This window comes from Streptomyces mirabilis (genome assembly GCF_018310535.1).
In the GTDB taxonomy this organism is placed as follows: Bacteria; Actinomycetota; Actinomycetes; order Streptomycetales; family Streptomycetaceae; genus Streptomyces.
Map to the genome: position 1 here is coordinate 3,908,253 of NZ_CP074102.1, position 23,460 is coordinate 3,931,712.

A 23,460-nucleotide genomic window follows, 5' to 3' on the forward strand; every position below is an offset into this window, starting at 1 on the left:
CATCCCCGCATGCCGCAGGAGACCCCCGCATGCACAAGCAGTACCCGCAGCACCGCACACACGCCTTCAGACTCGCCCTCGCGACGGCCACCGCGGCCGCGCTGACGGGCGGTCTCCTCACGTTCTCGGCCGCGACGGCGACGGCCGCTGACTCCACGAAGGTCCCGCAGGCCGACTTCAACGGCGACGGAATCGGCGACGTGGCCTTCTCGGCCCAGGGCGCCTATGTCAGCGGCCAGAAGGCCGCCGGCCAGCTCGTCGTCCTCTACGGCACCCACAGCGGCGTGTCCGCCGCCAAGCGCTCCACGCTCAGCCAGAACACCGCCGGGGTCCCCGGCACCGCCGAGGCCGGGGACGCCTTCGGCGCGGAGACGGCGTACGCGGACTTCAACGGCGACGGTTACGACGACCTCGCCGTGTCGTCCCCGCACGAGAAGTTCGGCAACGACGCCGACGCCGGTGGCCTCGCGGTCCTCTGGGGCTCCCCGAGCGGCCTCACGGGCAAGGGTGTGGCCATCGCCGACCCGGCCTCCTCCTCGCACGACCTGTGGGGCAAGAACCTGGCCGCGGGCGACTTCGACGGCGACGGCAAGGCGGACCTGGCCGTCGGAAACACGTCGAGCACGATCTACGTCTACAAGGGCGGCATCACCTCCAGCGGCACGGCCGGCCTCGCCCGCACCACGATCAAGCCCCCGATCCAGTCCGGCGGCAGCGCCCGCGGCCCGATGAACCTCACCGCCGGTGACATCAACGGTGACGGCCGCACCGACCTGGTGGTCGACGGCTTCGAGACCAAGACCGACTACGGCTGGAACACGAACTACTACGTGCCCGGCACGGCGAACGGCCTGAACGTCTCCGCCGCGAAGACCCTCAAGACCGGCATCATCACGGCCATCGGCGACATCAACGGCGACGGCTTCGGCGACATCGTCAGCGGCGCGCCCTGGGACAACACCAAGCTCAGCGACGGCACGACCCCTCCGGACTCCGCGTACGGCGGGAAGGTGAACATCACCTACGGCTCCGCGTCCGGCCCCGCCTCGACCGCCGGGATCAGCCAGAACACCGGGAGCGTGCCCGGCACCGCGGAGAAGAACGACAGCTTCGGCTACGAGCTGGACCTCGGCGACATCAACGGCGACGGCTTCCAGGACCTCGTCGTCAGCACCGCGTACGAGGACCTCGACGGCCACGCGGACGCCGGCATGGTCACCGTCCTGTACGGCTCCGCGCACGGCGTCAACACCTCCTCCGGCGCGCAGGCCTTCGCCCAGAGCACGCCGGGCGTCCCCGGCAACGACGAGAAGGGCGACCTCTTCGGCCTGGACGTGAAGCTCGACGACGTGAGCGGCGACGGCAGGGCCGACCTCCTGGTGGGCTCCGACGAGAACGCCGGCGACGGCACGGTCACCTACCTGCCCTCCAACGGCTCCAAGATCACCGCGACCGGCTCCCGCGCCATCTGGCCGTCCGACGCGGGCGTCTCGACGACGGGCACACCGTCGTTCGGCTCCAACTTCGCGGACTGATCCCAGCTGTCCTCCAGCCGGGCCCGCACCCGCGGGCCCGGCTTCCCCCTCGCACGGAACCCGAGGGCTGTGACCCCGTAAGGGACACCGGTGGACTTCCCCTTAGGGGATGTCACAGCTCGGACCCAAACCCCCCTCCGATGGCCCGCACCCGGCACGCCACTGAGCGGGACCAGGTACGTTCGATTACGTGGCTGGATTCAGGATCGGACGCGGCCGGGACGACCGGGCCCCGCAAGCGCGACCGCAACAACACCGACCGTCGTACGGACAGCAGGCTCCGCAGGGAGGCCGGCAGCCGTACGGCTACCCGCCCGCGCCCTCGCAGCAGCAGCAGCCGTACGGGGGTCAGCAGTACGGCGGCGGACAGCAGGGCGGGCAGCCGGGCTGGCCCCAGGCGAACGGCGGCGGCGCCGGCGGTCACGGCGAGCCGGAGTACTTCGGCGACGGTCACCCGCAGCAGGGTGCCGACCCGTACGCGGCGAACAGCCCCGGTCACACCCAGGCCTTCTCGGTCGGCGAGGACCCCTACACCCAGGGCGGGACCTACCGTGCCGGCCAGGCGGCGGCCCCGCCGATCGGCCCCCGTCTGCACTGGAAGGACCTGCTGAGGGGCATCGTCACGGCCCCCAACCAGACCTTCCTGCAGATGCGCGACTACACGATGTGGGCCCCGGCCCTGATCGTGACGTTCCTCTACGGCCTGCTGGCCGTCTTCGGCTTCGACGGCGCCCGCAAGGACGCCATAAACGCCACCCTCTCCAACGCCGTCCCGATCGTCCTGACGACGGCCGTGGCCATCGTCATCAGCACGTTCATCCTGGGCGTGGTCACCCACACCCTGGCCCGCCAGCTCGGCGGCGACGGCGCCTGGCAGCCCACGGTCGGCCTCTCCATGCTGATCATGTCCATCACGGACACCCCGCGCCTGATCGTCGCCATGTTCTTCGGCGGCAACGCATCCTTCGTACAGCTCCTCGGCTGGGCGACCTGGGTCGCTGCGGGCGCCCTGCTGACCCTCATGGTCGGCAAGTCCCACGACCTCCCGTGGCCGAAAGCACTGGCCGCGTCGGCGATCCAGCTGATCGCGATCCTGTCGATCATCAAGCTGGGCACGTTCTAGCGAGGACGCGCGGTACGCCGCGTCACGTCGAGTACGTACGAGAGGGCCCCCGGCACCGAACCACTGCCGGGGGCCTTCTCCATCCCTTGCCGGAGCCAGGTCAGAGCGCTTCCTTCGACGGGGTGACCGGCTCTCCGGACTTGCGCACCGGAGGCAAAACACTCCAGGCATCGTTGACTGAATGAGGGTAGTCACGGACGCCTCATACACGCAGGTCAGCGAGATAGCCGAGGTGGAACACGACGAACGCGAGGCTGGCAGGAGCCTAGAGCGTGTCTGACGGGTCGCGTCATGCAGACCGTCCCCACCGCCAGAGCTGCCATCGCTCCGCCGTCCGTCCCGCCTTCCCAGTCGGCCGCGAAGGCCTTGGGCGGGCCGGGTCAGCGGCCCCACTCCCGACAGCCATGTCACCCGAATGGCGCAACATGATGTGCCACCCGTATGGGTGAAGATCAAGATGGCTAGTGCCGCAATCGAGGCAAATCCGTGAAAGGGGAACCAAATGCCCATTCGACGAATCCTCGCCGCCGTCATCGCCACGGCAGCCCTCGCCGGACTCGGCCTCACAGGCGCCGCCACCGCCACCGCCGCACAGGGTGCCCCGTCCTACGTCACCCCCTCTCAGTGCAGGGAGGGCGGCGGAGAGCCCCGGATCGACTTGCCGGGCAACCCCTGCGTGGGCGGTAGCTACGACGGCCAGGCGGTCGACTAAACCCCACAAGGCGCCCCGCAGCCACGCGCCGCGGGGCGCTCCCGCGCGAGCGTAGCCGGGAGAGTCGCAGGGACTGCGCCGACCCGTCGGACACGCCCTAGCCTCGCGTCCAGGGGCAGTGATCGGCGAATCAGGTATTGGTCAGCGCCACACGGGTTCGATCAAGCTCGGGTCGAACTTGCGCACCCCTCTCCCGGCGGGATGGATCAAGATTGCCGAAAGGCTGTGCAGGATCAACGCCTGTTGGCGTTCAAGCGGGAGTGCCAGGAAATCTTCAAGAGTGTCGACGCTCGAGGATGCGGCCTGGTGCCGTGCCTTGCTGAAACGTCCGCGCTCTAGCTTCAACTCGTTCCGATACCGGGGCTGCAGCCCGGCATGCCACGGGTCGAGGTCCGGCAAGAGGGTGACATTGCTGATGCGCCCACGGAGCGCGACCCGGTGGAAAGCGCACGCCAGCACTCGCTGATGGGGGTCCTGGGGCGCGGTCAGGCCGTCGATGAGGACGTCCTCCAGGAGAGCCCCCTCGAAGAAGCAATCGCGCACTGCGCAACCGCGCAAGGTGATGTTGCGAAAGACGGGCCGCTCGGCGGGGTCCTCGACGGGCAGGACCCTGCCGCCGAAAAGCTCATAACCATCGAGTTCCCGCCCCTCGATCACCGTTCCCGGACCCGCGCGCAGCGCTCCCGTGCTTCCCGGTAGTTGTTTCACCAGTTCTCCCGCCTCCAGTAGCAGCCGGGGGCATTTTGTCAACACCGCCTGCGGCGGCTGACACCAGCGTCTGACACCAACGACCACGAACAGCAGCGACCAGCGCCGAACCTCAGCAGCCGAAGAACCGAGGCTCAGAGCCGGTAGATCGGCGGCAATGGTCCGCAATGATCGACCTGATAAGGATGAGGCCGCAGGTTCAAGGCCTGTCACCCCCACCAGGGCGTGCGAGGGCCGCCGATCGATAGGATCCCGCGGTCTTTGTAACAGGGGAGGGATCATGGCCAAGGACGGCTGGACCGAAGGTACCGACAACAGCGCGGAAACCTCTGGCGATCTCGTGGACGAACCGTCCGCGGTCCAACTGGTGTACCGGCCGCAGCCTGCCGACACACGGGTCGGCCTGCGGGTCCGCGACCGGATCAAGCGGACCAAGCTGGTGCTGCGGGGCGTCCTCCTCGTGCTGGGGGTGGGGTTCTGGCTGATCACTATCGACGTGGTCTCGACCGGGCTGCTCTTGTTCGTTGTCCTGTGGATGTGGGGGTACCCACGGCTGCACGTCGCCTACATACAGCGCATCATCGGATGGCAAGGTGAGTACCGCGCTACCGTGTCTGCGGCCGGGATCACCTGCCACAGCGACTACAGCACGCTGGTCCAGAAGTGGTCCGTTTACCAGGGCTACCGGGAGACGGCCCACCACTTCGTCCTGCTTAGCCGAGACCCCAACATCATGTGGCTCGAAGTCCTGCCCAAGCGGGGTGTGCATGAGGCCGAGGACCTCGACCGGCTTCGGGCCATCCTGGACCAGCACACCACCCGCGTGTGACGGACGTGAAGGGCGCCCCGCGCCGGCGGTCGATGGCCGGCCCTGCCACTGGGGCGTGACGTACAGCAGCGAAGTACAGCAACCGCCGCGACCGCAGCCGACCCGCCGCGCCCGCGAGCGAATGTCTGATCAGCCGGGCAGACTTCAGCGACCGTCCCGCCCGTAGTTCGCATCGAGCCTCGCACAGGTCGGCCGGCGACTTGACTCGACCAGTCAGGCTTCGCCGACCGCGTGGTCTCGTGGCAGCAGGGACCACGGAGGACGTCAGCGAGTGTGCTGAACACACGCACGTCACCGCCTCAGGTCAGCCCCCACCCGATTTCGCGATCTCCGTTACTTGTCCGCTCGGTAGAGCTTGATGTCCTTGTTGACGAACAAGTGGACGTAGCCGCACCGCCAGCAGATCAGGCCCGTGGCGTTCTCGTTGGTCCATGCCAACTTTCCGAGCATGAACTCCATGCCGGCGCTGTTGAGCAGGACACGCCGCTCTCGGAACAGATCCCCTTGGCAGACCTGGCAGTTGAGCCAGACTTCCCCCAGTGCTGCACGTACCGGCTTCGCCATCCCGTGAACTCCCCCGTTCCTGCCGAGCGGTCGGAACCGAGACTACGGGGCAGTGCGAGCCGCCCACAGCCCGCATGAGCGCGCAATAGGGCCGTCTGCACGGGTCTCGCCATCTGGCGGCCAAGAGTGCGGCAGAGGGGCACACGTACCCTCTGCGTGCCCGGTCGAACAGCAACCAGCGGGGAGCAGCGGGGATCCTCGGCGAGTCCCCCGAGAACCCGCAGCTCAGCGTCTCGCCAGCTCAGCCCTCATCCGGTTACGCGATCTTCCAAACTGGTGCTCTAGGCCCCGCTGCTTAGACGCTTGGCCGAGTCTTTGAGCTGACCCTAGACTCCGCATCGTGCCCGCCCTCCAAGACAAGCTCAAGCGCGCCTTCTGGACCATAGATCGGATGCTCGGCGGACAGCAGCCACCGACTCGATCCCAGCGCTTCTCCGCTCGCCATCCAATCGGCATCGGTGTATGCACCGGGGTACCGATCGCGATCCTCGGCGCGGCGGCCACACTCGGGGATCATGGATCGTGGGGTGAGGTGTTGATCGCGGGAGGCTTCGGCGCAGCTATAGGGACTGTCTTCGGGTTGACGGCCTTGGGAGAGCGCTACAGGCAGCGCCGTCTCCAACGTCTGGGCCTCTGGAGGGCTCCCCGCCATCGATCGTCAGGCGGCGGCTAAACAACGGACTCCGGAGGCGTTGCAGTACAGCAGCGAAGTACAGCAACCGTGGCGACCGCAGGCGAGCGTCCCGAGCCGCTGCAACCCCCGTGATCAGGTCTGGAGACCTCAGCGACCATCGTGCCCGTAGTTCGCATCGAGGGGGCGCGTGAGTGTCTAACTGCGTGACAACGCCGACGAACAGCGGCAGGCAACCGCGCACGTCTGCGGACCATCCCAGCAGGTGAGAGGCACGGCAGCCCAAGGCCAAACGCACGGCCAAGTTGCTTCGGGACGAAAAAGTCTCGTCACCAAGGAGCGGTGGGGGGGCGGTGCGCTGGCGCGACTGGGGTCCCGAGGCGAACCCGGGGACCTTTCAATTCCCGCCCCCCTTGGCCGCCGTGCCCGTCAACGGGGACATCGAACCGGCCCATCGCCAGAAGCTAACATCCACCACTGACAACGTCTTGGCGTCGGCCAGCGCCACCCGCCCAGTCGTGCCAGAACCGTGCCAGATGCCGGGGTCGGCCACGGTCAACGAGGGTGCCTTACGGTTGAACTGACGATCGCCTCACGAGGTATCGAAGTCGCAGGTCAGTCGCAGGATTCCCCAGCCTCTCTCCTAAAGCGGTGGTCCCGTCCAGGCGCCCTCTCTACCCTGTCCGCATGTGCCGATACGCGATCCCCTACAAACCGCACTTCGTGTGTCTTGCGTGCCGGTCGTCGTTCAAGCAGAGCCCGCTGTCGCCGCGGGCGCATCCGTGCCCGCGCTGCCGTACCCCGATGACCAATGCTGGGTTCGACCTTGCTGTCCCTCGCCGTAGAGACAAGAGCGCTTGGGAGGCACTTGAGGCCACGCTGCGTGCCGGCCTCACCTTCCACTCGTGCGGTTGCGGCGGCCCCGGCTACCGACCGCGCTCGACCGCAGAGGTCCGGGAGCGACGCCGGGCGGCGAAGCAGCTGGGGCTGCTGGAGCAGACGGCGCTGGAGCGCTACGACCCTTGGGAAGAACTAGCGCGGTGAGGTAGTGCGCGTACAGCAGCGAAATACAGCAACCCCAGCAACCAGCAGCACCAACGGTGGCCCTCATGGCCATCGTGGTAGCCCGTGTGACCTTCAATGACCGACCTCTGTAGAGCTACGGATCAGAAGGTCAGCATCCCGAACGACACGAGAGCCCCTCGATGATCTTCGAGGGGCTCTTAAACATCTGCAATCTACGAATAACCCGCAGGTCAGAGCGCTTCCCTAGACGGCGTGATCGGCTCGCCCGACTTACGTACTACAGGCAAAACACTCCAGGGGAAGTTGATCCAGTCGTCGGTCCGCTTCCACACGTACTCGCACTTCACCAGCGAGTGGGACTTCTCATAGATCACGGCGCTGCGGACCTCGGCGACGGTGTCGACGCAGAAGTCGTGCACGAGCTTGAGCGTCTTGCCGGTGTCGGCGACGTCGTCGGTGATCAGGATCTTCTTGTCGGAGAAGTCGATGGCGTTCGGGACGGGAGCGAGCATGACGGGCATGTCGAGCGTCGTACCCACACCGGTGTAGAACTCGACGTTGACCAGGTGGATGTTCTTGCAGTCGAGGGCGTACGCCAGTCCACCCGCGACGAAGACACCCCCGCGGGCGATGCTGAGCACTATGTCGGGCTGGTACCCGTCGTCGGCGATGGTCTGGGCGAGCTCACGGACCGCGACCCCGAAGCGCTCGTAGGTGAGGTTCTCCCGCGCGTCGGACACGCTCATGTCCGTACTCTCCCCGCTCCCGCTCACACCTGGGTCCGATGGAAGTTGAGGAAGGACCGGGAGGCGGTCGGCCCGCGCTGGCCCTGGTAGCGGGAGCCGTACCGGTCGCTGCCGTACGGGAACTCGGCCGGCGAGCTCAGCCGGAACATGCACAGCTGCCCGATCTTCATGCCCGGCCAGAGCTTGATCGGAAGCGTCGCGAGATTGGACAGCTCCAGGGTCACGTGCCCGGAGAAGCCGGGGTCGATGAACCCGGCGGTGGAGTGCGTGACGAGCCCCAGCCGCCCGAGCGAACTCTTGCCCTCCAGCCGCGAGGCAAGATCCACGGGAAGCGAGATCACCTCGTACGTGCTGGCGAGCACGAACTCCCCGGGGTGCAGGATGAACGGCTCGTCCCCCTCGGGCTCGACGAGCCGAGTCAGATCGGCCTGCTCGACGGCGGGGTCGATGTGTGGATAACGGTGATTCTCGAACACCCGGAAGTAGCGGTCGAGCCGCACGTCGATGCTCGAGGGCTGCACCATGGATTCGTCGTACGGGTCGATGCGCACCCGACCGGCGTCGATCTCGGCCCGGATGTCCTTGTCTGAGAGAAGCACGCCCCGAGGATACGCGGGGACTGTCAGCATTTCGCACAGTCCCCGCGCCCCAGGTCCTACCGCTGAGTCCTACCGCTTCTCGAGCGTGACCGGAACGACGCTCCGGAGCCGCGCACACCGCGGACACCGGACCAATCGACCGGGGCCGAGTCGCTCGGCCTGCTGCATCGGGAACGAAGCGGTGCTGAACACGTGCCCCTCGGCACAACGGACGACGGTGCGCTCCATCAAGTCCTCAGAGTCCCTTCCCCAAGAGCCGCGTCTGACTGACGACGTAAGCCACATTACGGGATGAAAGGGACGGCTCTCCAGGCGGCACTCCGCTCCCGCCCAGACCCTCTTCCACCCCTCCACCGTACGCCCCAACTCCGGTCCCCCGCACCCGCGTCCACCCCCCGAAACGCGCACCGGCCCCACGGCGTCAGCGCCAGGGACCGGGCATGAGGTAGAGTGAGCGAGCATTCGACACCGGGTGACCGGCGTCTTACGCGGGTGTAGTTTAGTGGTAGAACATCAGCTTCCCAAGCTGAGAGTGCGAGTTCGATTCTCGTCACCCGCTCCATGTGAAACCCCCAGGTCGATGACCCGGGGGTTCTTTGTTGTCTAGACCCGGTGAGCGGCAGGCGCACGACCAGAGACAGCGTGTGTCCGGTGTAACGAAGGTCGTCGGAGCTGAAGTCGTCCGACTGGCCGACGGTGGCGCGAGCCCTGCGCCGCATGCGGCCGGGGAAGTGCGGCGAAAGGCCGCACTCTTCTCGCCGACGAAGAAGAGACTGTCGGGCGCCGTCTCGGCTCACCGGTCGAGGTGCCGCTTTCGCCCCCCCTTGTGGAGGAAGGCCAGGAGGACGACGGTGCGGACGTTCCGCATCAGACTTGGTCTCGCCGAGAGCCGCATGCCGTTGGTTCGCCGGGGCGCGGCGGCGCGAAGAGGGATCACGCGGTTATCGAGGTCGACAGCCCGGCGGCGGAGGCCCGCCAGTTTCTCGGGGAGCGTCGGGTGTAGGCGTCGAGATGGGCCATGAGACGCCATCGGATTCCGATTGCATGGCGAGGGCAGCAGCTTGGGCGAGGTGGCGATATGGTGTTCGGCCGGCCGGTTCCTTGCCCGCGCCCTTGCTGCGGCACGCGTTTGCGGCTTGGGCTGGTCTGCCGGAAGCGCGGTTTCCGGCGGACCGGCCGTGTGGGTCAGGGAGGACCTGCTAACTTCGGGATCCCGCCGTGGACTTCGTCTGCCTCCTCCTTTCGCCCGAGCGCACGGAGGTTCATCTCCAGGCGCGAGCGCGTGTTCTTGGTTCCCGAGTAGTTCTTTCCGGCCACTCTCTCGATTCTCGGCAGCAGGCCGGCATTGATGACGCGTGCCGCCTCGTAGTGGCCGAGCTTGTGCAGGGTGATGGCGATGCCCGCCTGCGCGTCGAGCGTCGCCAAGGCGTTTTCCCCTGACACCTGTCTGTACCGCTGGTGGATGTCCTGGTAGAGCGTCAGCGCCCTCTCCAGCTCCCCGAGCCCGAAGAGGCTCCCCGCGAGGTTCTCCGTGGCCAGGATCGTCGTCCGGGCTTTCTTTCCGAGCCGTCGCTCACATCGCCGCACGGTGCCGGTGTTCAGCCGGAACGCGGCGCCGAAATCCCTGATCTGATTGAGACACGCGCCCATGTTGCAGGCTGCGAGGAGGGTGTCGGGATGGTCGTCGCCCTGCTTCCCCGACCGCAGCCGAAGAATCCTCTCGAACACCGGCCGGGCCCTTTCCGAGTCGTCGAGTGCGTGCAGGCAGGCGGCCAGCCGTCCAGCGGCCTCCAGTGTGTGGTCGTGCGCCTCCCCGATCCACATCTGCCAGTCCCTGTGTACGAGCTCCGCCAGGAGAGCACCGGGATCGGCCTGGTCGGCCCTGTAGAGATACCGGAGGACGCGGATCACCAGGGAGCGGAACCTCTCCGTTTCACTGCTGGGCACACCGGCCTCACGCAGATAACCGAGCAGCGTCTGCACGTCCGCCGTGATCAGTTCGTACGAGGTCCAGGTGCTCGGATCGTCCGGATCGAGGGCGGGCAGCGCCGCGAACCGGTCCCGGGCCTCTCGGCACACCATGGCCAGCTCGGCCGGATCCACGAAGGTGCTCTTGCGGAACAGGTTCAGGACGTACGAATGCGCCCGCTCCACCTCGGGGTCGACTGGATGCGTCATGGTGCCTGCCTCCTGTCCGCCGGACCGGTCGCGACGAGTCGCGCCAGCCGGACGCCGTCCACGACGTCGGGTGCCGTACCCGTGGGAGAGGTACAGGCGAGACCACGGGCGATGGCCGAGCCGAGGGTGGCCGCCGCGTCGGCGCCCAGGGCGTCGATCACGGTGTCCGGCGCGTGTTCCAGCAACGCCATGGCGGAGGACCAGCCCGTCGAGGTGACTTCGTAGAACTTGTGCAACGCGTCCCTCGGCGCGCGCTCCAGGAGGACGGGGAACAGGCGGAACACCACGTAGCGGGGGATCCATTCCTCGCCCGGCCACCGGGATACGCAGCGGTCGGCCTCGCGAAGGATGTCGACGGGATCCACCAGGTCGCCCAGGAGCGGCGAGGTGGCCAGGGTGGACAACGCGTCCACCCCGAGCGTGGAGCCGTCGTCGGCCGTCTCGACGAGCTCTTCGGCGAGTTCACGGAGTTCGCGCTCGTGTTCCGGCCTGGCTTCCGCGGCGAAGACGAGCAGATCGGCGGCTGCCGGAACCGGACCGTCGACGAGCAACTCCCTTATGCGCCGGGTGAACCCGGAGCTGAGAGGCGCTCCGGGCGCCGGGGTCACGAGGTCCATGGCCGCGTCGTAGACCGGGTCGTCGAAGCGGATGCGGGACGCCTTGGCGCGGTAGTCAGGCACCTCGCGGGCGATTCGGTGTTCCTGGTAGGCGGTCGTGGCCAGCCCGCTCTTCGTCGGCGCGTCGGTCTCTTTCAGGTTCAGGTCCTGTGTGGGGCTGAGGTTCTGCAGATGGAGTTCCGTGAAGTCCGGGTAAGGCCGCTTCCCCGCGATCATGTCGTTGGCGTACACCGCGGACGCCCACACGGCCATGGATCGCCCAAAGGCGTGGCGGAGGTAAGCCACCCCTTCGAGGCCCCGCATGTCCTGTTTTCGGCAGCCCAGGGCGCGTACCGCCAACTCGAAGCGGACACGGTGGTCGGGACGGACGTACGCCAGCGCGTATTCGTCCCCTACCGTTCCCCGCACTTCGGGGACGCCAACGGTCCACCGGTAGCGCGGAAGTTCGCTGAGCGCTCGATCGATCTCCCTCGAGAAGATGTCCGCATCGGGGCCGTGGTGTGAGTCGCTGCGGTCGGGGCCGTGGGCGACCCGGTGCAGCTCGGCGAAACCGATGGCGCGCTCGGCGGGATCAGCGATCGAGCGCATGAGGGCCGCCGCCCGGGAGAGGTCTCGGTGCGCCAACAGCGCCGCGAACCGGCGTACGACTCCGGCCGTGCTGCCGTGTCCACCCAGATCGACGGATCGGACCACGTCCGCCGGTGCGCGGAAGAAGTGGCTTCGGGCATACGCGGCCCAGTGCTGGTCGGCATTGAACAGGACCGTGATTCCCATCAGATTCACCTCTTCCACGTGGTTCCTGGCGGGAGGCTCACTCGACTCGGGAACCGCGCTCGCAAGGATCTCGCCCTTACCGCCGCCCCCTCTGAGCGGTGCGGGGTCCGCCACGCTCCGCAACAGTTCCTCCAGGATCGTGGCGGCCTCAGCGGCCTGGCCGCGGGCGACATGGAGGTGGGCGATACCTGCAAGAAGCGAATACCGGTCGCTCCCATACACCTCCCGGGCCGCGTCCTCGGTCTCTGTCCTGGCGTCACCGCCCCGCGACCATTCGTCGCCCCAATGGTCGCTCCAGTCGGTCCGCTGGACTTCCCTTGCCATCTGAGCAGCCCTGGCCAGGTCGTACTCGGCCATACGCCGTACCACGCCGACGAGATCGTCGTCGCGCCCACTGCTCCGATCTGAGTTCGCCCGCGGATCGACGGACGGTCCGGGTATCGCCGCATGGACGCGTTCGACGAGCCGCAGTTCCTCTGCCCGGTTCGACTGGCCGAGCGCCTTCATGGCATCGAGTCTCACCCAATGGCCATGGGTCTTCGCCTGGTACCGGTCGAGGAGAGCCCGTGCGCGCTCGGGCGACTCCCAACGGGTCCACAGCGCAACGCCGCCGAGCAATGCGCCGCGCACGTCCGTGTCCAGGCGGGCCAGCAGAAAACGAGCCGTGGTCCGGTCCACGTCTGCCAACAGCTCTGCGGCCTTGACCAGTTGGACGGCGAGTTTGTTGTCTCTTCCCGCCACGAAGACCTGTGCGCGCACCTCGGCGAGGAGTGCCCGGCTGGCGGCAGGTTCGTACGTCGCCCATGCGGCTGCCAGCCTCGCCAGGCCCAGGAGACGAACCTCCGGACCCACGCTCTCCAGTGCCGCCTCGGCCTCCCGCAACAGCACGACGGCTCTCCCGGGGTCGGCGCGCTCGGCGAGATCCAGGTAGTCCGCCCAGCGCTCACCGCTGATCATGTCGATGAGTGCGCGAGCTCTGTCCACGTCCTTCTCGGCGGCGGCAACCGCGGCGGCACGGTACACCTCGTCCGGCTCGTCCACTGAACCGTTCGCGTGCGTCATTGTCTCCTGTCCGTACTGCCACAGCCGCAGGGCGCGTTCGACGTCGTGAGGTGCCAGCAGGCGTGCGGCCACCTTGATCGCTCTTCGCACATAAAGGTTGCCGAGGCGATCGGCAGTGCCCGGAACCGACACCGCGGACTCGACCACCATGTCCAGCAGCTCGTCGACCGAGGGCGTATCGGGCCCAGGACTGGCGTATCGCAAGATCTCCACGAAGGACATGACCCGCCACAGCGACGGCCCGATCCCGTTCGCGTGCTCCAGTGCCTCCCGCACCCGCCCCACCCGCGCCAGCAACCCGATCGCCCTCGGCGGCAGCGCACCGCTCGACTGCGCCGCCTGATGGCGTACGACGCCCAGATACGTCATCGCGGGCAGCCCGGTGGCAACGGGGGCCGTGTCGGCGATGTGGTGCGCGATGCTGTCGATGAGTTCGAGGAATCGGCGTTCGGCGTGGAACCTGGTTCTGATGGCGCGCCGCAGACCGGCGCAGACCAGGTCGGCGGCCTCGGAGGAGGCGCTCGGGCCCGAGTTCAGGACGTGGACGGCGAGGTGGGAGAGACCGTAGGGGTCCACCTGGGACCAGTCCACGTCCGCCCAGTCGGGTGCGGTGCCCCGGTAGTGGCGGGCGATCTGCTCGTGCCAGCGCGTCTCGTCGACCCAGCACTCGGGATGCTCCTTGTGGGCCTGTGGCCCCGTCAGGAACTCGCTGATGGAGGTGTGGAAGAAGGCGAACCGGTCGCTTCGGCGCTCCAGGAGCCAGCGCAGGCTCTTGAGGACCTTCTGCACGGGTCTGTCCCTCAGGCGCGTGGCGGACATGGCGGCGAGCTGTTCCCCCGTCAGCGCCTCTCTGGCCACGGTCAGTACGCCGATGATGGGCAGGCCCACCCCTTCCCAGCTGCCGGCCGGCTCACCGGCGCCGTCCCGCTGCCTCGGGGTGAGTTCCTTGCGGACCAGTTCCACGAAGAAGCCGTACAGGCTGGGCAGTTGGCCCGGTACGCCCTGGAAGTCGAGCAGCCCGCGGATCAGTTCGTCGTTCCGTTCCTGGGCGGCGTCGATCAGCGCTCGCGCGTACGTCGCCAGGTAGAGGAAGTTTCCGGCGGCCCTGCGAACTGCGTGCCGCTTCGTGCTGCCCGGGAGGCTGCCCCTGGCGCGCTCGGCCTCGAGGACCACCTGCCGTTCCAGGACGAGGTCCGCGTACGTGTGGAGGTCGCCCACGACCTGGGGTGAGGAGGCGTCGATGACCACGTCGGTGAGGCGTTCCGCCCGGGCCGACCGGAACAGCCGGAGCCCGGCGTGCGGCCGTGAGGTCATGACCACCTTGACGTTGGCGGGCAGTTCGGGGGAACGGGTCAGCCAGTGCAGGAGCCCTTTCCTCGGATCGATCGTGTGGTCGTCGGCTATCTCGTCCAGCGCGTCGAGCAGGATGACGATCCTGGCCTCGGGGTCCTGTTCCGCCAGAACCTGCGCGGGTCCGATCAGCGCCAGGTGTGCCAGGTTGTCGGGGTCGAGGAGCCGGGGCTCCAGATGGGCCGTGCCGATCTCGACGCCGCTGAGCTCGCCCTCCAGGTCGCCGACACGCTGCTCGACCTCCAGGGAGGCAGTGCGGTGGAAGGGCGAGACCTTCAGGTCGTCGATCTTGATGCCGATCACCCGGCCAGTGGCCTGTACGGAGTCGATGTGCTGCTGGACGACGATCGAGAGGCGTTCCAGTTCGAACAGTTCCGGGCGCGTCCGGGCGAGTTGATGTCCGATGCTCATCAGGAACGACTCGGTGTCGCCGCCGGTGACCGCGGTCCGGCTGTCCCTTCGGAAGAAGTAGCGCAGCCGGTCGGGGCGGGCCCGCGCGATACCGGCGAGCAGGCTGGTCTTGCCCGCCCCCGGCTCGCCCGTCACCAGGACGTACTGGCCCTGTTCCGACTCCAGGGCCCGCTCGATCTCGTCGTACAGCCACCGGCGCTCGACGAAGTCCGACTCCGTGCGGGCCAGGACCACGTCTTCGAAGTCGCGGCGCGGCCCAGGGGCGTCGGCGGTCACTGCTCGCCTCCGGGGTTTGTCTGCCTAACCCCGGTCACCGTCGCGCGGGGGCCCACTCGCCGGGTCTTGACGACGGCCCCGAAGTCGCCCGTGGCCCGGTCCGTGTGCACCCCGGTCACGTCCGCCTCCTCCCCCACGTCGCCCACGTCCACGCTGGCCCGCGCCACGTTCGCGGCGCGCCGCTCCCCCTCCAGTACGGCAGGACTCAGGTCCACCTGCCGTACATCGGCGCCCGGAACCCAGATCCAGGCCGCCCCCCGGTACTCCTTCTCCTTGACCGGCACCTCCCGGAACTCGTTCTCCCGGATGGTGGTGTACGCCTTCCCCTGTACGACGTCCCGGAAGACGGTCGCCGACAGGCCGACCGCGAGCGGGGCCTGCGGCAACTGGTTCAGGGCGGCGCGCAGGGCCGCGCAGTCACGGATGCGGCCGATCTCGACCGGGGCGCTGCCGGCGAAGCCGTTGGCGGCCGGCGAGGTCTCGCCGAAGTGGACGGCTGCCCTGAGCCTCAGCCACGCCTCCTGCACCCGGTCGAGGTTGAAGGCCCGCAGACTGGCCTCCAGGCTCCGCATGAAGGCATCGACCAGGGCGGGCTCGGAAGCGCCCTCGGGCAGGACCGCGAACAGCGAGTCCCCGCCCTCCTGTGTCTGCCATGCCTCACGGTCCAACCCGCTGGCGTTGGCCGCCAGTTCCAGCAACCGCACGATCGCTTCCTGGAACTGGTGCTGCCGGACCGTCCCGGCGCCGCCGTATCCCTTCGCGTCGACGGCCAGCAGCAGTCTGCGCCCGAAGGCGCCCGCACCGCCCGGCCCGTCCTCACCTTTTGTCGCCATGACACCCCTCGGTACACGAACTTCAGGGGGAAACTGCCAGCTTCACTCAACCCGCCTACAAAACAACGGAGTTGCTTCACACCAGCCCGGCGCCCGCTCCCCCCTTGCGGGCGCCGGCAAGGAAGTAGTACCTCCGAGTTCTGCTGAGGACCCTGTATTTCCACGTGGTTCCGCGTGGTTTCACGGAATGCCGGGGTTCGGGACCCGTGGTGAGGCCCATGGGGACCGAAGACGGCCCGAGAAACCCGCAGAAGTGCCTGGTCCGGTCGCCGAGATCACCCCTTACTGGAACTGGAACCGAACTGGACCGGCCAAACACGCCGCCGTCGATCGGAGGAAACCTTCATGGCACCGACCGGGCAAACCGGCGCGAGCCGCCCCGCGCAGTACATGTTCACCACGCTGCACACGACCCACCAGCACGCGGATGCGAAGGCCGGAGTCCTGGCGGCGACGCAGGTGGCGCTGGCCGGCACTGCGGGGACCTGGAGTCAAAGAGCGGCGCTCGTCTGGGACCGGGGCGGTGCGGCCGGGGTGTTCGCTGGGGCGCTGATGGCCCTGTTCGTCTGCGGTCTGATCGGTGGTGTGGTGAGCCTGGCGGCGTCGTTGCGACCCCGAGTGCTGCGGGATCCAGCCGTCAATCGGTACAGCTTCGCCCATCTGGCGTCGGGCCCCGACATCTTGCCGCCGCCGCCCGTCGAAGGCTCGACGCCGGGCGAGGAGGCCGCGGATCGCCGGGAGTTGTCGCGCACAATACGGTTCCTCGCGCTTGTCGCGGTGCGCAAGTACCGCTGGGTGACTGCGGCGGTGATGTGCACGGCCGTCATGGGTGCGAGCGCGGGCCTGAGCGTGACCCTGCTGCCGCTGCTGGTCTGACGTCGCGGGTCAGACGTCGTCAGTGGGTCCGTGAGTCCTTCCAAGAAGGTCCGCGAGTCGTTCAAGGCTGGACAGGTCCCGGATGACGGTGGAGCGGTAGCCGGTCTCCAACAGATGGTCGGCGCGCAGTTCACGCAGCACTTTGTGGATCGTCGTCTCGGCGGCGCCGACCATCGTGGCCAGCTCCGGCTGCGTCAGCCGGCAGCCGATCACCACTCCGCCGGCCCGGGACGCCCCATAGGACTCGGCGAGTTCCACCAACAGCCGGGCCAGCCGCACCTTCGCCGGATACCCACGGAAGTCCAGCCGCCGCCGGTTCGCCCAGCGCAGCCGGTCGGCGACCATCCCGGTCAGGGCCATGGAGATCACGGGGCGGCGCTCCAGCAGCCTCCGCAGTTCATGGCTTTGCGACACACGGGCGGTCAGCGGACCACAGGCGGTGACCGTCGCCGAGCGCGGGGCCCCGCTCATGGCCGCCATCTCGCCCACCGTGTCCCCGGCGGCCCTGACCGCGAGGAGTGAGGTCTCACCGTTCTCCACGGTGGCCGTGACCTTGGCGAAACCGGACACCAGCAGAAATACGTGCCGGTCGTTGTCCCCCTCTCTCAGCAGCACGGCACCCGCGTCGAACCGGACCTCCGTACCCAGGTCGAGCAGATCCTGCCGGGCCGGGGGCGACAGCGTCCCCAGCAGACTGCGCGCCGGCCACTCGGCGGACCCGATGGGCTCTAGCACGGGTGTCCTCCCCCTGTCTCCGTCCGCGTCCGGGCGTGGTCGCCCGAACATCATCGTGCCGGTTGAAGCAGCCCCGTGGAACAGAAAGTGGTGAACGGCCGAGGCGATGACGAAGAGAGTGCGGGCGGGTTCCGTTTCCATTCCGACGGGACGGCAACGGTGCAGTGTGCAGGACTCGGATCTGGTCGCCACCTTGCCTGACATCGGACGACTCGAAGGATCGGGTCACATGGCGCCCTGTGGGGCCACCTGTTCGGAACTTCCCCGCCCCAACCTGTCGGCAGGCGGGAGCGCCTCAGGCCACGTCGTGGATGTTGTGCTCGATCAGGTCGGATGCGTGCCGGGCAATAGCACGGTAGTCGGCATCGTCATGGAGGACAGCCAGACCGTGATGGGCCGCGGTGGCGGCGATGACGAGGTCCACCGCCGAGGCACTGCGATGCTCCCCAGCCTGGGCCATACGGTGTTGCACCCCGCCGATCCAGCGCCCCGCGTTCTTCGGCACCGACACGTCCGGGTAGAGATCAGTGAACATCTCCGTGATCTCGTCGTACTCGCGTCCGTTCCGGGCGCTGTGGAGGAACTCGGCGCGTTGCACGTAACAGGATGTGATGGCCCCGGCATCGATCGCGTCGTACCAGGCCGATTGCAGCTTTGGATCGCGGAGCAGCCGGACCAGGCCGGACGTGTCGAGCAAGTAGATCACCGGCTGCGCTTCTCTGATTGGTGCAAGCGCTCTGCATCCTCGACCGCACCCCACTCACGCGCACGTTCGAAGTGACGGCTGATGCGCGCCGCGCGCTCCTGCTGCTCGGCGTAGAAGTGCAGAGCGAGGTTGACCGCCTCCTTCTTGGTCCTGACCTTGGACAGAGCCATGGTGCGTGCCAGGGCGTCATCATCGATGTCGATCTGTGTCACAGACATGCGGCACCTCCTGAGCAATGTTGGTGATGTACACAAAAGAATACGTCACCAACATTCACGGGTCCACGCCTGAGTGCCGGATCCCGGCATGTGCAGTCGCGACGGACACTCCGGATCAGCCCGAGAGACCATGCGGTCCGATCGGCGTAAGCGTCGCGCGTCCGTACGAGCCGGCTGCTGGTAGCGCCCGTGCCCATAGCGTGCCCACAAGAGCGGACAACCACGGTCAACAACGGTGCGATCCGACCCTCACGACCATGGCGGAAGGAAGGTATCTACGCAGGACAAAGCCATGGATCCCATCCAGGTGCCGTCGCTTCCCAAGCTGAGAGTGCGAGTTCGATTCTCGTCACCCGCTCTTATTGAAGCCCCAGGTCAGCGGCCTGGGGCTTGTGCATTGGCGGGGTCTTTCGGTGTCCTTTCGACAGGTGAAGCCTCGGAAGATCGGGCACGCGGAGGGCACAACTCCCAGGGCATGTCACAGAAGCAGCTAGCGGGAGCTCCGCTGACCTGCAATTTCGTTCGCATGATCGGCCCTCTGCTTCGTTGTCCCCCGACGAAGTCTGCCGCTTCTGCTGGGGCTTCTACGGAAGCTTGCGGGGCTTTTCGGCCCGCCCTTGCGTGTGGTGCGCTTCAGCGGTGCACTCGCGGAAGCACCCTGGTGCGCCCCACGTTCCTCAGCCAGGCGGCAGACGGCTTCGGGGCGCGGGCGAAGCTGCGGGGTCCACGGTGATCAGGCTGAAGGGGTGGGTTACCTGACGCTCGCGGGCTCCGACTGGGAACAGGCGCAGCTCGGCGACGGATTCGTCGCGACCGTCGAGGCCGGGCAGTTGAAGGTGATCGACGTGCGCGGCGGGACGGCGGTGTCGCACACCGCCGGGACGTTCGAGGGGAACGCCTGGGACGTCGACCCCTACACCGGGGTGATCGCCCAGCTCCGTTCCGACAACAGCATCCGCCTGACCTCCAGTGACGTCCCGGTCTCCGCCCTCGTCCAGCGCGACGCCACCGTCGCCACCTCGGTGGACGTCAAGGGCGGCGCCACGCAGTGGAGCCCGAAGTGGTGGCTGAACAAGCCCGCGGCCTCCTGGAAGCTCGTGATCGCCAACAAGGCCACCGGTGCGGCCGTCCGCACCCTCTCCGGCGGCCTGGCGCGCGGTGTGGTGACCGCGGCGTGGAACGGCAAGGACGGCTCCAGTCGGCTGGTGCCCAACGGCGCCTACGCCATCAGGCAGGTCAGCAGCCCGCCACGTCGGCAGCGTCGGGACCGCAGCTCGACGTGCCGGGCAAGGACCCGTTCGGTGATCCCCACCGTCCCTCCGAGGGCCGGTCGAGCCGGTCACCTGCCCCGAAGCCGTTGTTCTCACCGGGCTGTTCACCCGACCGCACTCGCGAGACCACCCCCGTTGCCGGCCGAGGCAGCACGGTGAAGGTCTTCGCCTGCACACGTTCAGCATCCCGTCCCGTCCGGGCAGCACTCAGCACACAACCTGAGGCAACCTGATTCAAATTAGTTCGGGTTGTGGTTCCGGTTGCCGCGCTGGTGCGGGCTTCGGTTCCCACAGTTTGGTGGTCCGTACGTAGCCGTAGACCACTGAGGTCATCGCCAGCATGAGAAATGGTCCGGACACCCACGGATGCTCGGCCATCTCCAACGGCAGATAGCGATAAGACACCAAGAGCGCAGCGAAGACCGTTGCACCGTAAGCGACCAGCCGGATCCCTGATCGATCCCAGCCACGGTCGAGCGAGCGCAGAGCTGCCTCGATCGTGAGCGTGAACACCACGCCGGCGATGAGATCCGCGCCGTAGTGGTAGCCGAAGCCCAGCGTTGCGCCGAGCGTGGCAATCAGCCACAACGTGCCTGCGAATCGCAGAATCCGTGGGCCCTTCCGGGAGTGAACGAAAATCGCTGTTGCCCACGCTGTGTGCAGGCTGGGCATGCAGTTCCGCGGGGTGATCTCGTCGAATGGCATGTGGTGCGGGGTATTGATCGGCGGCGGCGTTTCCGGCCACAGGTCGGCCACCGCCCAGTGCTCGCTGGGCGGCGTTGCCGACCACAGGCTGACCGTCGTCCAGTGCTCGACGCCGGTCCCGTAGGCGAAGACCGGTCCGACCACCGGAAAGATCATGTAGAAGGCCGGCCCGAGGAGGCCGATCACCAGAAAGGTGCGCAACAGATGATGGCCCGGGAAGCGACGCTCGACCGCCACGTTACGCAGTTGGTACAGCGCGACGATGACCGCGGCCAACGCGAGTTGACCGTAAACGACGTGGAGCATGTTGAAGCCGATCGGGCCGGTGGCCGTGACCATCCGGCCTACCAGCCACGACGGGTTGCCCAGCGCGTGATCGGCGGTTGCCACGTACTGGTCGAGCACCACTGGTCGGGTCTTGGCGGTGACGAACAGCCAGGTATCGCCGATCGTGCGGCCGACCACCAGCAGCAGTCCCAGCCCGACGCCCTTCAGCAGCAGGGCACGTTCCCGGCCGGTGCGACGCGTGACAGCGATGACCGCACAGCCCAGAAGCACCCACAACGCGCCGGTGCCGACGGGGTCGCTGTCGGTCGTCTTGGCGCCGACCGACCACCGGACCACCAAGAAGGCGACGTCGATACCGATCGCGGCACCAGCCGCGATGAACCGTTGCCGCCAGGTGAGCACCACCATCATCAACGCCATACCGGCGTACAACAAGAAGCCTGATTTGGGGGCGAATACCGCATCTCGCACCTCGTTGGTGATCGGCCCGGGCAGGCCGTAGCGACGTGCGACGATCTCCAGCGCAATGTGGAATCCGAGGGTCGCGACACCCGCTACGGCCCAGAGTCTCGCCCGCGGTTGACGCCACACGGAGAACGCGATTCTGCAGTTTATTCGCGGAGAAGACCGCGATGGTACATATCTCAACTCATGGCCTATTTGCTAAATTTTAGTCAAAGGTCAGGGTGGGTTTCGCTCGTCACCTTCCGGTCGGGGCCACTTTCTACCTCACGAAGAACAGCCCGCCCGACGGGGGAAGACGGAAAGTTCACGGTCCGGGTTCCGGCCTCGTTCTCGGGGTGGAACGGGACGCGTCGCCCGATCGTTCGCTCCGGCCCGGCGAGGCGAACACGGATCGTGAGTTGTCGAGGTCGACGTCCCGCCGTTGACGTATCCCTCCAGCCTCGACCAGCGCGTCGACCCGTATGCCCATGGCGACTCGACGCCCGGCCGCCTTCTCCCTGTCGATCCACTTGATGCGGCATGGGCTGCACTGGATCCGGGCTCGTGCTGGACGGCAGGCCCGTCGTCGCCCCGCGCATCACCCGCCGGCTCCTGGACCAGTTCGCCCGGGGGGAGTCTGCGCCCTCATACGGCCACGACGAGCGGCCAGGCCTCGCGGCGGGGGTGCCGAGAGAACGGACACACGTATCCGTGTGCGGTCGCGACGCACCCACTCGGCCGACCTGCGAGTCGGGGCCGCCCCAGGCTCTGCCGGGACCGCGCGGACACCCTGACCCAGAACACATATGCGCAGGTCAGAAGCCATTCGGCTCGGCAGGCGCCATCGCTTCCCAAGCTGAGAGTGCGAGTTCGATTCTCGTCACCCGCTCCGGAATTCGCCCCCAGGTCAGCGGCCTGGGGGTTGTTTGTTGTCTAGTCCAATTCGAGGGTGGCGTGCCCTCCGCGCGCCCTAAGTGCAGGTGGGATGCACCGCAGGGGTCTCTCCGGGGCTCGATTTTCGACACGATGATCGCGTCCGCGGCGTCCAGCTGGGCCCACGTTCTTTGAGCGCGGGCTCCAACACTGTCCCTGTTTCCGTCAGTTGGTGGGACACCCGCAGTGGCGGCCCCTCGTCGACCTGTGTACGGGTCTCCGCGTCGTGACGGGCTGCGCTCTCGTCGGCCCGGCGCGTCGGCCGATTCATACGCCGGGTGCGGCGTAGAGGTATCCATGCGCGGTGCTGCACCGGCGGCGGCCCTCGCCAAGGCCGCGGCCCCAACTGGTCTGCGTGGCAACGCGGTTCCGCATACGAAATGCCTCCGCACCCGGCGTGCGCGGTGCTCGGACGGCGGAACGTGGCGTGCTCTGGAGCCGCGGAAGCCACGGTGTGATCTCGCGGTCGCACGCGCAGGTCATGGCGTCTCCTCGGCGGGCAGATGCTGGGACGACTTGGGGTGTGGTGCTCCTGGCAGGACGATCAGTCGTGGGTCAGCCTCTGAAGATTCGCTCGGCCTGGTCGCGGTTGGTGATGTGCAGGTCCCAGTAGAGGAGGGAGAGTTGGTCAGCCGTGGCCCGCGGCTGACCGTAGAACGTGGGGGTGCCGATCGTCGCGTCGAGGCCGATGTGGGCGGCCTGGATGCCGGTGTCGGCCAGTTCCTTGTGCAGGTTGATCGTCCAGTTGCGCAGCGCGGCCATGGCCGTGCTGATGTGGGCGGTCGACGGCTGGGGGTTGACGGAGCCGGCACTGGTGGTGAACAGCAGGGTGCCGGTTCCGGCTTCGCGCATCGCGGGCAGCACCGCCTTGGTGGCGGCGATGGCGCCGTAGAGGTGAAACTCGATCTCGTGCTGCACGTGCGCGGGTTCGGTCCCGGCCGGGGTGGTCACTGCGCTGGTGCCGAGCCCGGCCGACGGGGAGTATTCCAGGACGTCGATCCCGCCGAATTGTGCGGCGGCGTCCTTGAGTGCCTGGGTGAGGGCGTCCCGATCGAGTACGTCCGCGGGGAACGCGGCGGCGGTGATGCCCTCGGCGGTGAGTGTGCCGACGAGATCGTCGAGCTTGGTGCGGTTGCGGGAGATCAGGGCGATGTCGTAGCCCTGGGAGCCGAAAGTGCGGGCGATGGCCAGACCCAGCTGGGGGCCGGCTCCGACGATGGCGATGCTGGTCACAGCGATCCTTTCGTAGAACGCCGTCGAGGAGACACGAGCGGCGCCGAAGAGACGGGATATATGGAAAGGGCTATCCG

At 67.6% G+C, this 23,460-nt stretch carries 19 protein-coding genes and 1 tRNA gene; 8 read left to right on the plus strand and 12 right to left on the minus strand.

Annotation, left to right across the window (positions count from 1 at the left end; translation table 11 throughout):
• Nucleotides 1-29: 29 nt before the first annotated feature.
• The 3 genes from SMIR_RS17180 (at nucleotide 30) to SMIR_RS17190 (ending at nucleotide 3,370) form a co-directional block, all read left to right on the plus strand.
• A complete protein-coding gene (locus SMIR_RS17180) occupies nucleotides 30-1,535 on the plus strand; it encodes an FG-GAP and VCBS repeat-containing protein (RefSeq protein WP_168493938.1) in 1,506 nt (501 codons plus the stop codon).
• A 190-nt stretch (nucleotides 1,536-1,725) separates the two neighbouring features.
• Nucleotides 1,726-2,658 (plus strand): Yip1 family protein, encoded by a 933-nt coding sequence (locus SMIR_RS17185; RefSeq protein ID WP_168493936.1) that lies wholly within the window; start codon nucleotides 1,726-1,728, stop codon nucleotides 2,656-2,658.
• 502 nt (nucleotides 2,659-3,160) lie between these two features.
• A complete protein-coding gene (locus tag SMIR_RS17190; RefSeq protein ID WP_168493934.1) occupies nucleotides 3,161-3,370 on the plus strand; it encodes a hypothetical protein in 210 nt (69 codons plus the stop codon).
• 141 nt (nucleotides 3,371-3,511) lie between these two features.
• Here the strand turns inward: SMIR_RS17190 and SMIR_RS17195 are convergent, their stop codons facing one another.
• Complete coding sequence (locus tag SMIR_RS17195) at nucleotides 3,512-4,246, minus strand: hypothetical protein (RefSeq protein WP_168493932.1); 735 nt, start codon at nucleotides 4,244-4,246, stop codon at nucleotides 3,512-3,514.
• 112 nt (nucleotides 4,247-4,358) lie between these two features.
• On the opposite strand from SMIR_RS17195, the gene SMIR_RS17200 reads away from it, so the two are divergent.
• Nucleotides 4,359-4,907, plus strand: a complete 549-nt coding sequence (locus SMIR_RS17200) for a YcxB family protein (RefSeq protein WP_168493930.1) — start codon at nucleotides 4,359-4,361, stop codon at nucleotides 4,905-4,907.
• A 333-nt stretch (nucleotides 4,908-5,240) separates the two neighbouring features.
• Here the strand turns inward: SMIR_RS17200 and SMIR_RS17205 are convergent, their stop codons facing one another.
• Nucleotides 5,241-5,471, minus strand: a complete 231-nt coding sequence (locus tag SMIR_RS17205) for a hypothetical protein (protein ID WP_168493928.1) — start codon at nucleotides 5,469-5,471, stop codon at nucleotides 5,241-5,243.
• A 1,435-nt stretch (nucleotides 5,472-6,906) separates the two neighbouring features.
• Here SMIR_RS17205 and SMIR_RS17210 point away from each other — a divergent pair.
• Nucleotides 6,907-7,146, plus strand: a complete 240-nt coding sequence (locus tag SMIR_RS17210; protein WP_248003035.1) for a hypothetical protein — start codon at nucleotides 6,907-6,909, stop codon at nucleotides 7,144-7,146.
• Nucleotides 7,147-7,358: 212 nt separating this feature from the next.
• Here the strand turns inward: SMIR_RS17210 and SMIR_RS17215 are convergent, their stop codons facing one another.
• Nucleotides 7,359-7,874, minus strand: a complete 516-nt coding sequence (locus SMIR_RS17215; RefSeq protein WP_168493924.1) for a phosphoribosyltransferase — start codon at nucleotides 7,872-7,874, stop codon at nucleotides 7,359-7,361.
• Between the two features lie 23 nt (nucleotides 7,875-7,897).
• Nucleotides 7,898-8,473, minus strand: a complete 576-nt coding sequence (dcd, locus tag SMIR_RS17220; RefSeq protein ID WP_168493922.1) for a dCTP deaminase — start codon at nucleotides 8,471-8,473, stop codon at nucleotides 7,898-7,900.
• Nucleotides 8,474-8,961: 488 nt separating this feature from the next.
• Between dcd and SMIR_RS17225 the strand changes: the two genes are divergently transcribed.
• Nucleotides 8,962-9,035: transfer RNA gene (locus SMIR_RS17225), tRNA-Gly, on the plus strand.
• Nucleotides 9,036-9,658: 623 nt separating this feature from the next.
• Here SMIR_RS17225 and SMIR_RS17230 read toward each other — a convergent pair.
• From SMIR_RS17230 to SMIR_RS17240, 3 genes are read right to left on the minus strand one after another with little or no spacing between them, the layout of a single operon-like run.
• Entirely contained in the window at nucleotides 9,659-10,651 is a 993-nt protein-coding gene (locus SMIR_RS17230) for a tetratricopeptide repeat protein (protein ID WP_168493920.1), read from the minus strand.
• Nucleotides 10,648-15,141, minus strand: coding sequence for a P-loop NTPase family protein (locus tag SMIR_RS17235; RefSeq protein ID WP_168493918.1), 4,494 nt, complete (start codon nucleotides 15,139-15,141; stop codon nucleotides 10,648-10,650). Before SMIR_RS17235 ends, SMIR_RS17230 begins: the two co-directional genes overlap by 4 nt.
• On the minus strand, nucleotides 15,138-15,974 hold the full coding sequence (locus SMIR_RS17240) for a hypothetical protein (protein WP_211118766.1): 837 nt from the start codon (nucleotides 15,972-15,974) through the stop codon (nucleotides 15,138-15,140). Before SMIR_RS17240 ends, SMIR_RS17235 begins: the two co-directional genes overlap by 4 nt.
• Nucleotides 15,975-16,319: 345 nt before the next feature.
• Here SMIR_RS17240 and SMIR_RS17245 point away from each other — a divergent pair, with 345 nt between their 5' ends.
• Nucleotides 16,320-16,850 carry a Pycsar system effector family protein gene (locus tag SMIR_RS17245; protein ID WP_168493916.1) on the plus strand — a complete coding sequence of 177 codons (531 nt, stop codon included), beginning with the start codon at nucleotides 16,320-16,322 and terminating at the stop codon, nucleotides 16,848-16,850.
• A gap of 9 nt (nucleotides 16,851-16,859) precedes the next feature.
• On the opposite strand, the gene SMIR_RS17250 is transcribed toward SMIR_RS17245, so the two are convergent.
• The 3 genes from SMIR_RS17250 to SMIR_RS17260 all read right to left on the minus strand — a co-directional run bounded on the left by SMIR_RS17250 (nucleotide 16,860) and on the right by SMIR_RS17260 (nucleotide 18,509).
• Nucleotides 16,860-17,585, minus strand: a complete 726-nt coding sequence (locus tag SMIR_RS17250; protein ID WP_248003034.1) for a Crp/Fnr family transcriptional regulator — start codon at nucleotides 17,583-17,585, stop codon at nucleotides 16,860-16,862.
• A 295-nt stretch (nucleotides 17,586-17,880) separates the two neighbouring features.
• Nucleotides 17,881-18,291: a PIN domain-containing protein gene (locus tag SMIR_RS17255; protein WP_168493914.1), complete on the minus strand. Its 411-nt coding sequence runs from the start codon at nucleotides 18,289-18,291 to the stop codon at nucleotides 17,881-17,883.
• Nucleotides 18,288-18,509 carry a type II toxin-antitoxin system VapB family antitoxin gene (locus SMIR_RS17260; RefSeq protein ID WP_211118765.1) on the minus strand — a complete coding sequence of 74 codons (222 nt, stop codon included), beginning with the start codon at nucleotides 18,507-18,509 and terminating at the stop codon, nucleotides 18,288-18,290. The genes SMIR_RS17255 and SMIR_RS17260 overlap by 4 nt, the downstream gene beginning before the upstream one ends.
• A 746-nt stretch (nucleotides 18,510-19,255) precedes the next feature.
• Between SMIR_RS17260 and SMIR_RS17265 the strand changes: the two genes are divergently transcribed.
• Nucleotides 19,256-19,939 carry a FlgD immunoglobulin-like domain containing protein gene (locus SMIR_RS17265; protein WP_168493912.1) on the plus strand — a complete coding sequence of 228 codons (684 nt, stop codon included), beginning with the start codon at nucleotides 19,256-19,258 and terminating at the stop codon, nucleotides 19,937-19,939.
• Nucleotides 19,940-20,014: 75 nt separating this feature from the next.
• On the opposite strand, the gene SMIR_RS17270 is transcribed toward SMIR_RS17265, so the two are convergent.
• Entirely contained in the window at nucleotides 20,015-21,364 is a 1,350-nt protein-coding gene (locus tag SMIR_RS17270; RefSeq protein WP_168493910.1) for a phosphatase PAP2 family protein, read from the minus strand.
• Nucleotides 21,365-22,705: 1,341 nt separating this feature from the next.
• Complete coding sequence (locus SMIR_RS17275) at nucleotides 22,706-23,383, minus strand: SDR family NAD(P)-dependent oxidoreductase (protein ID WP_168493908.1); 678 nt, start codon at nucleotides 23,381-23,383, stop codon at nucleotides 22,706-22,708.
• Nucleotides 23,384-23,460: the final 77 nt, after the last annotated feature.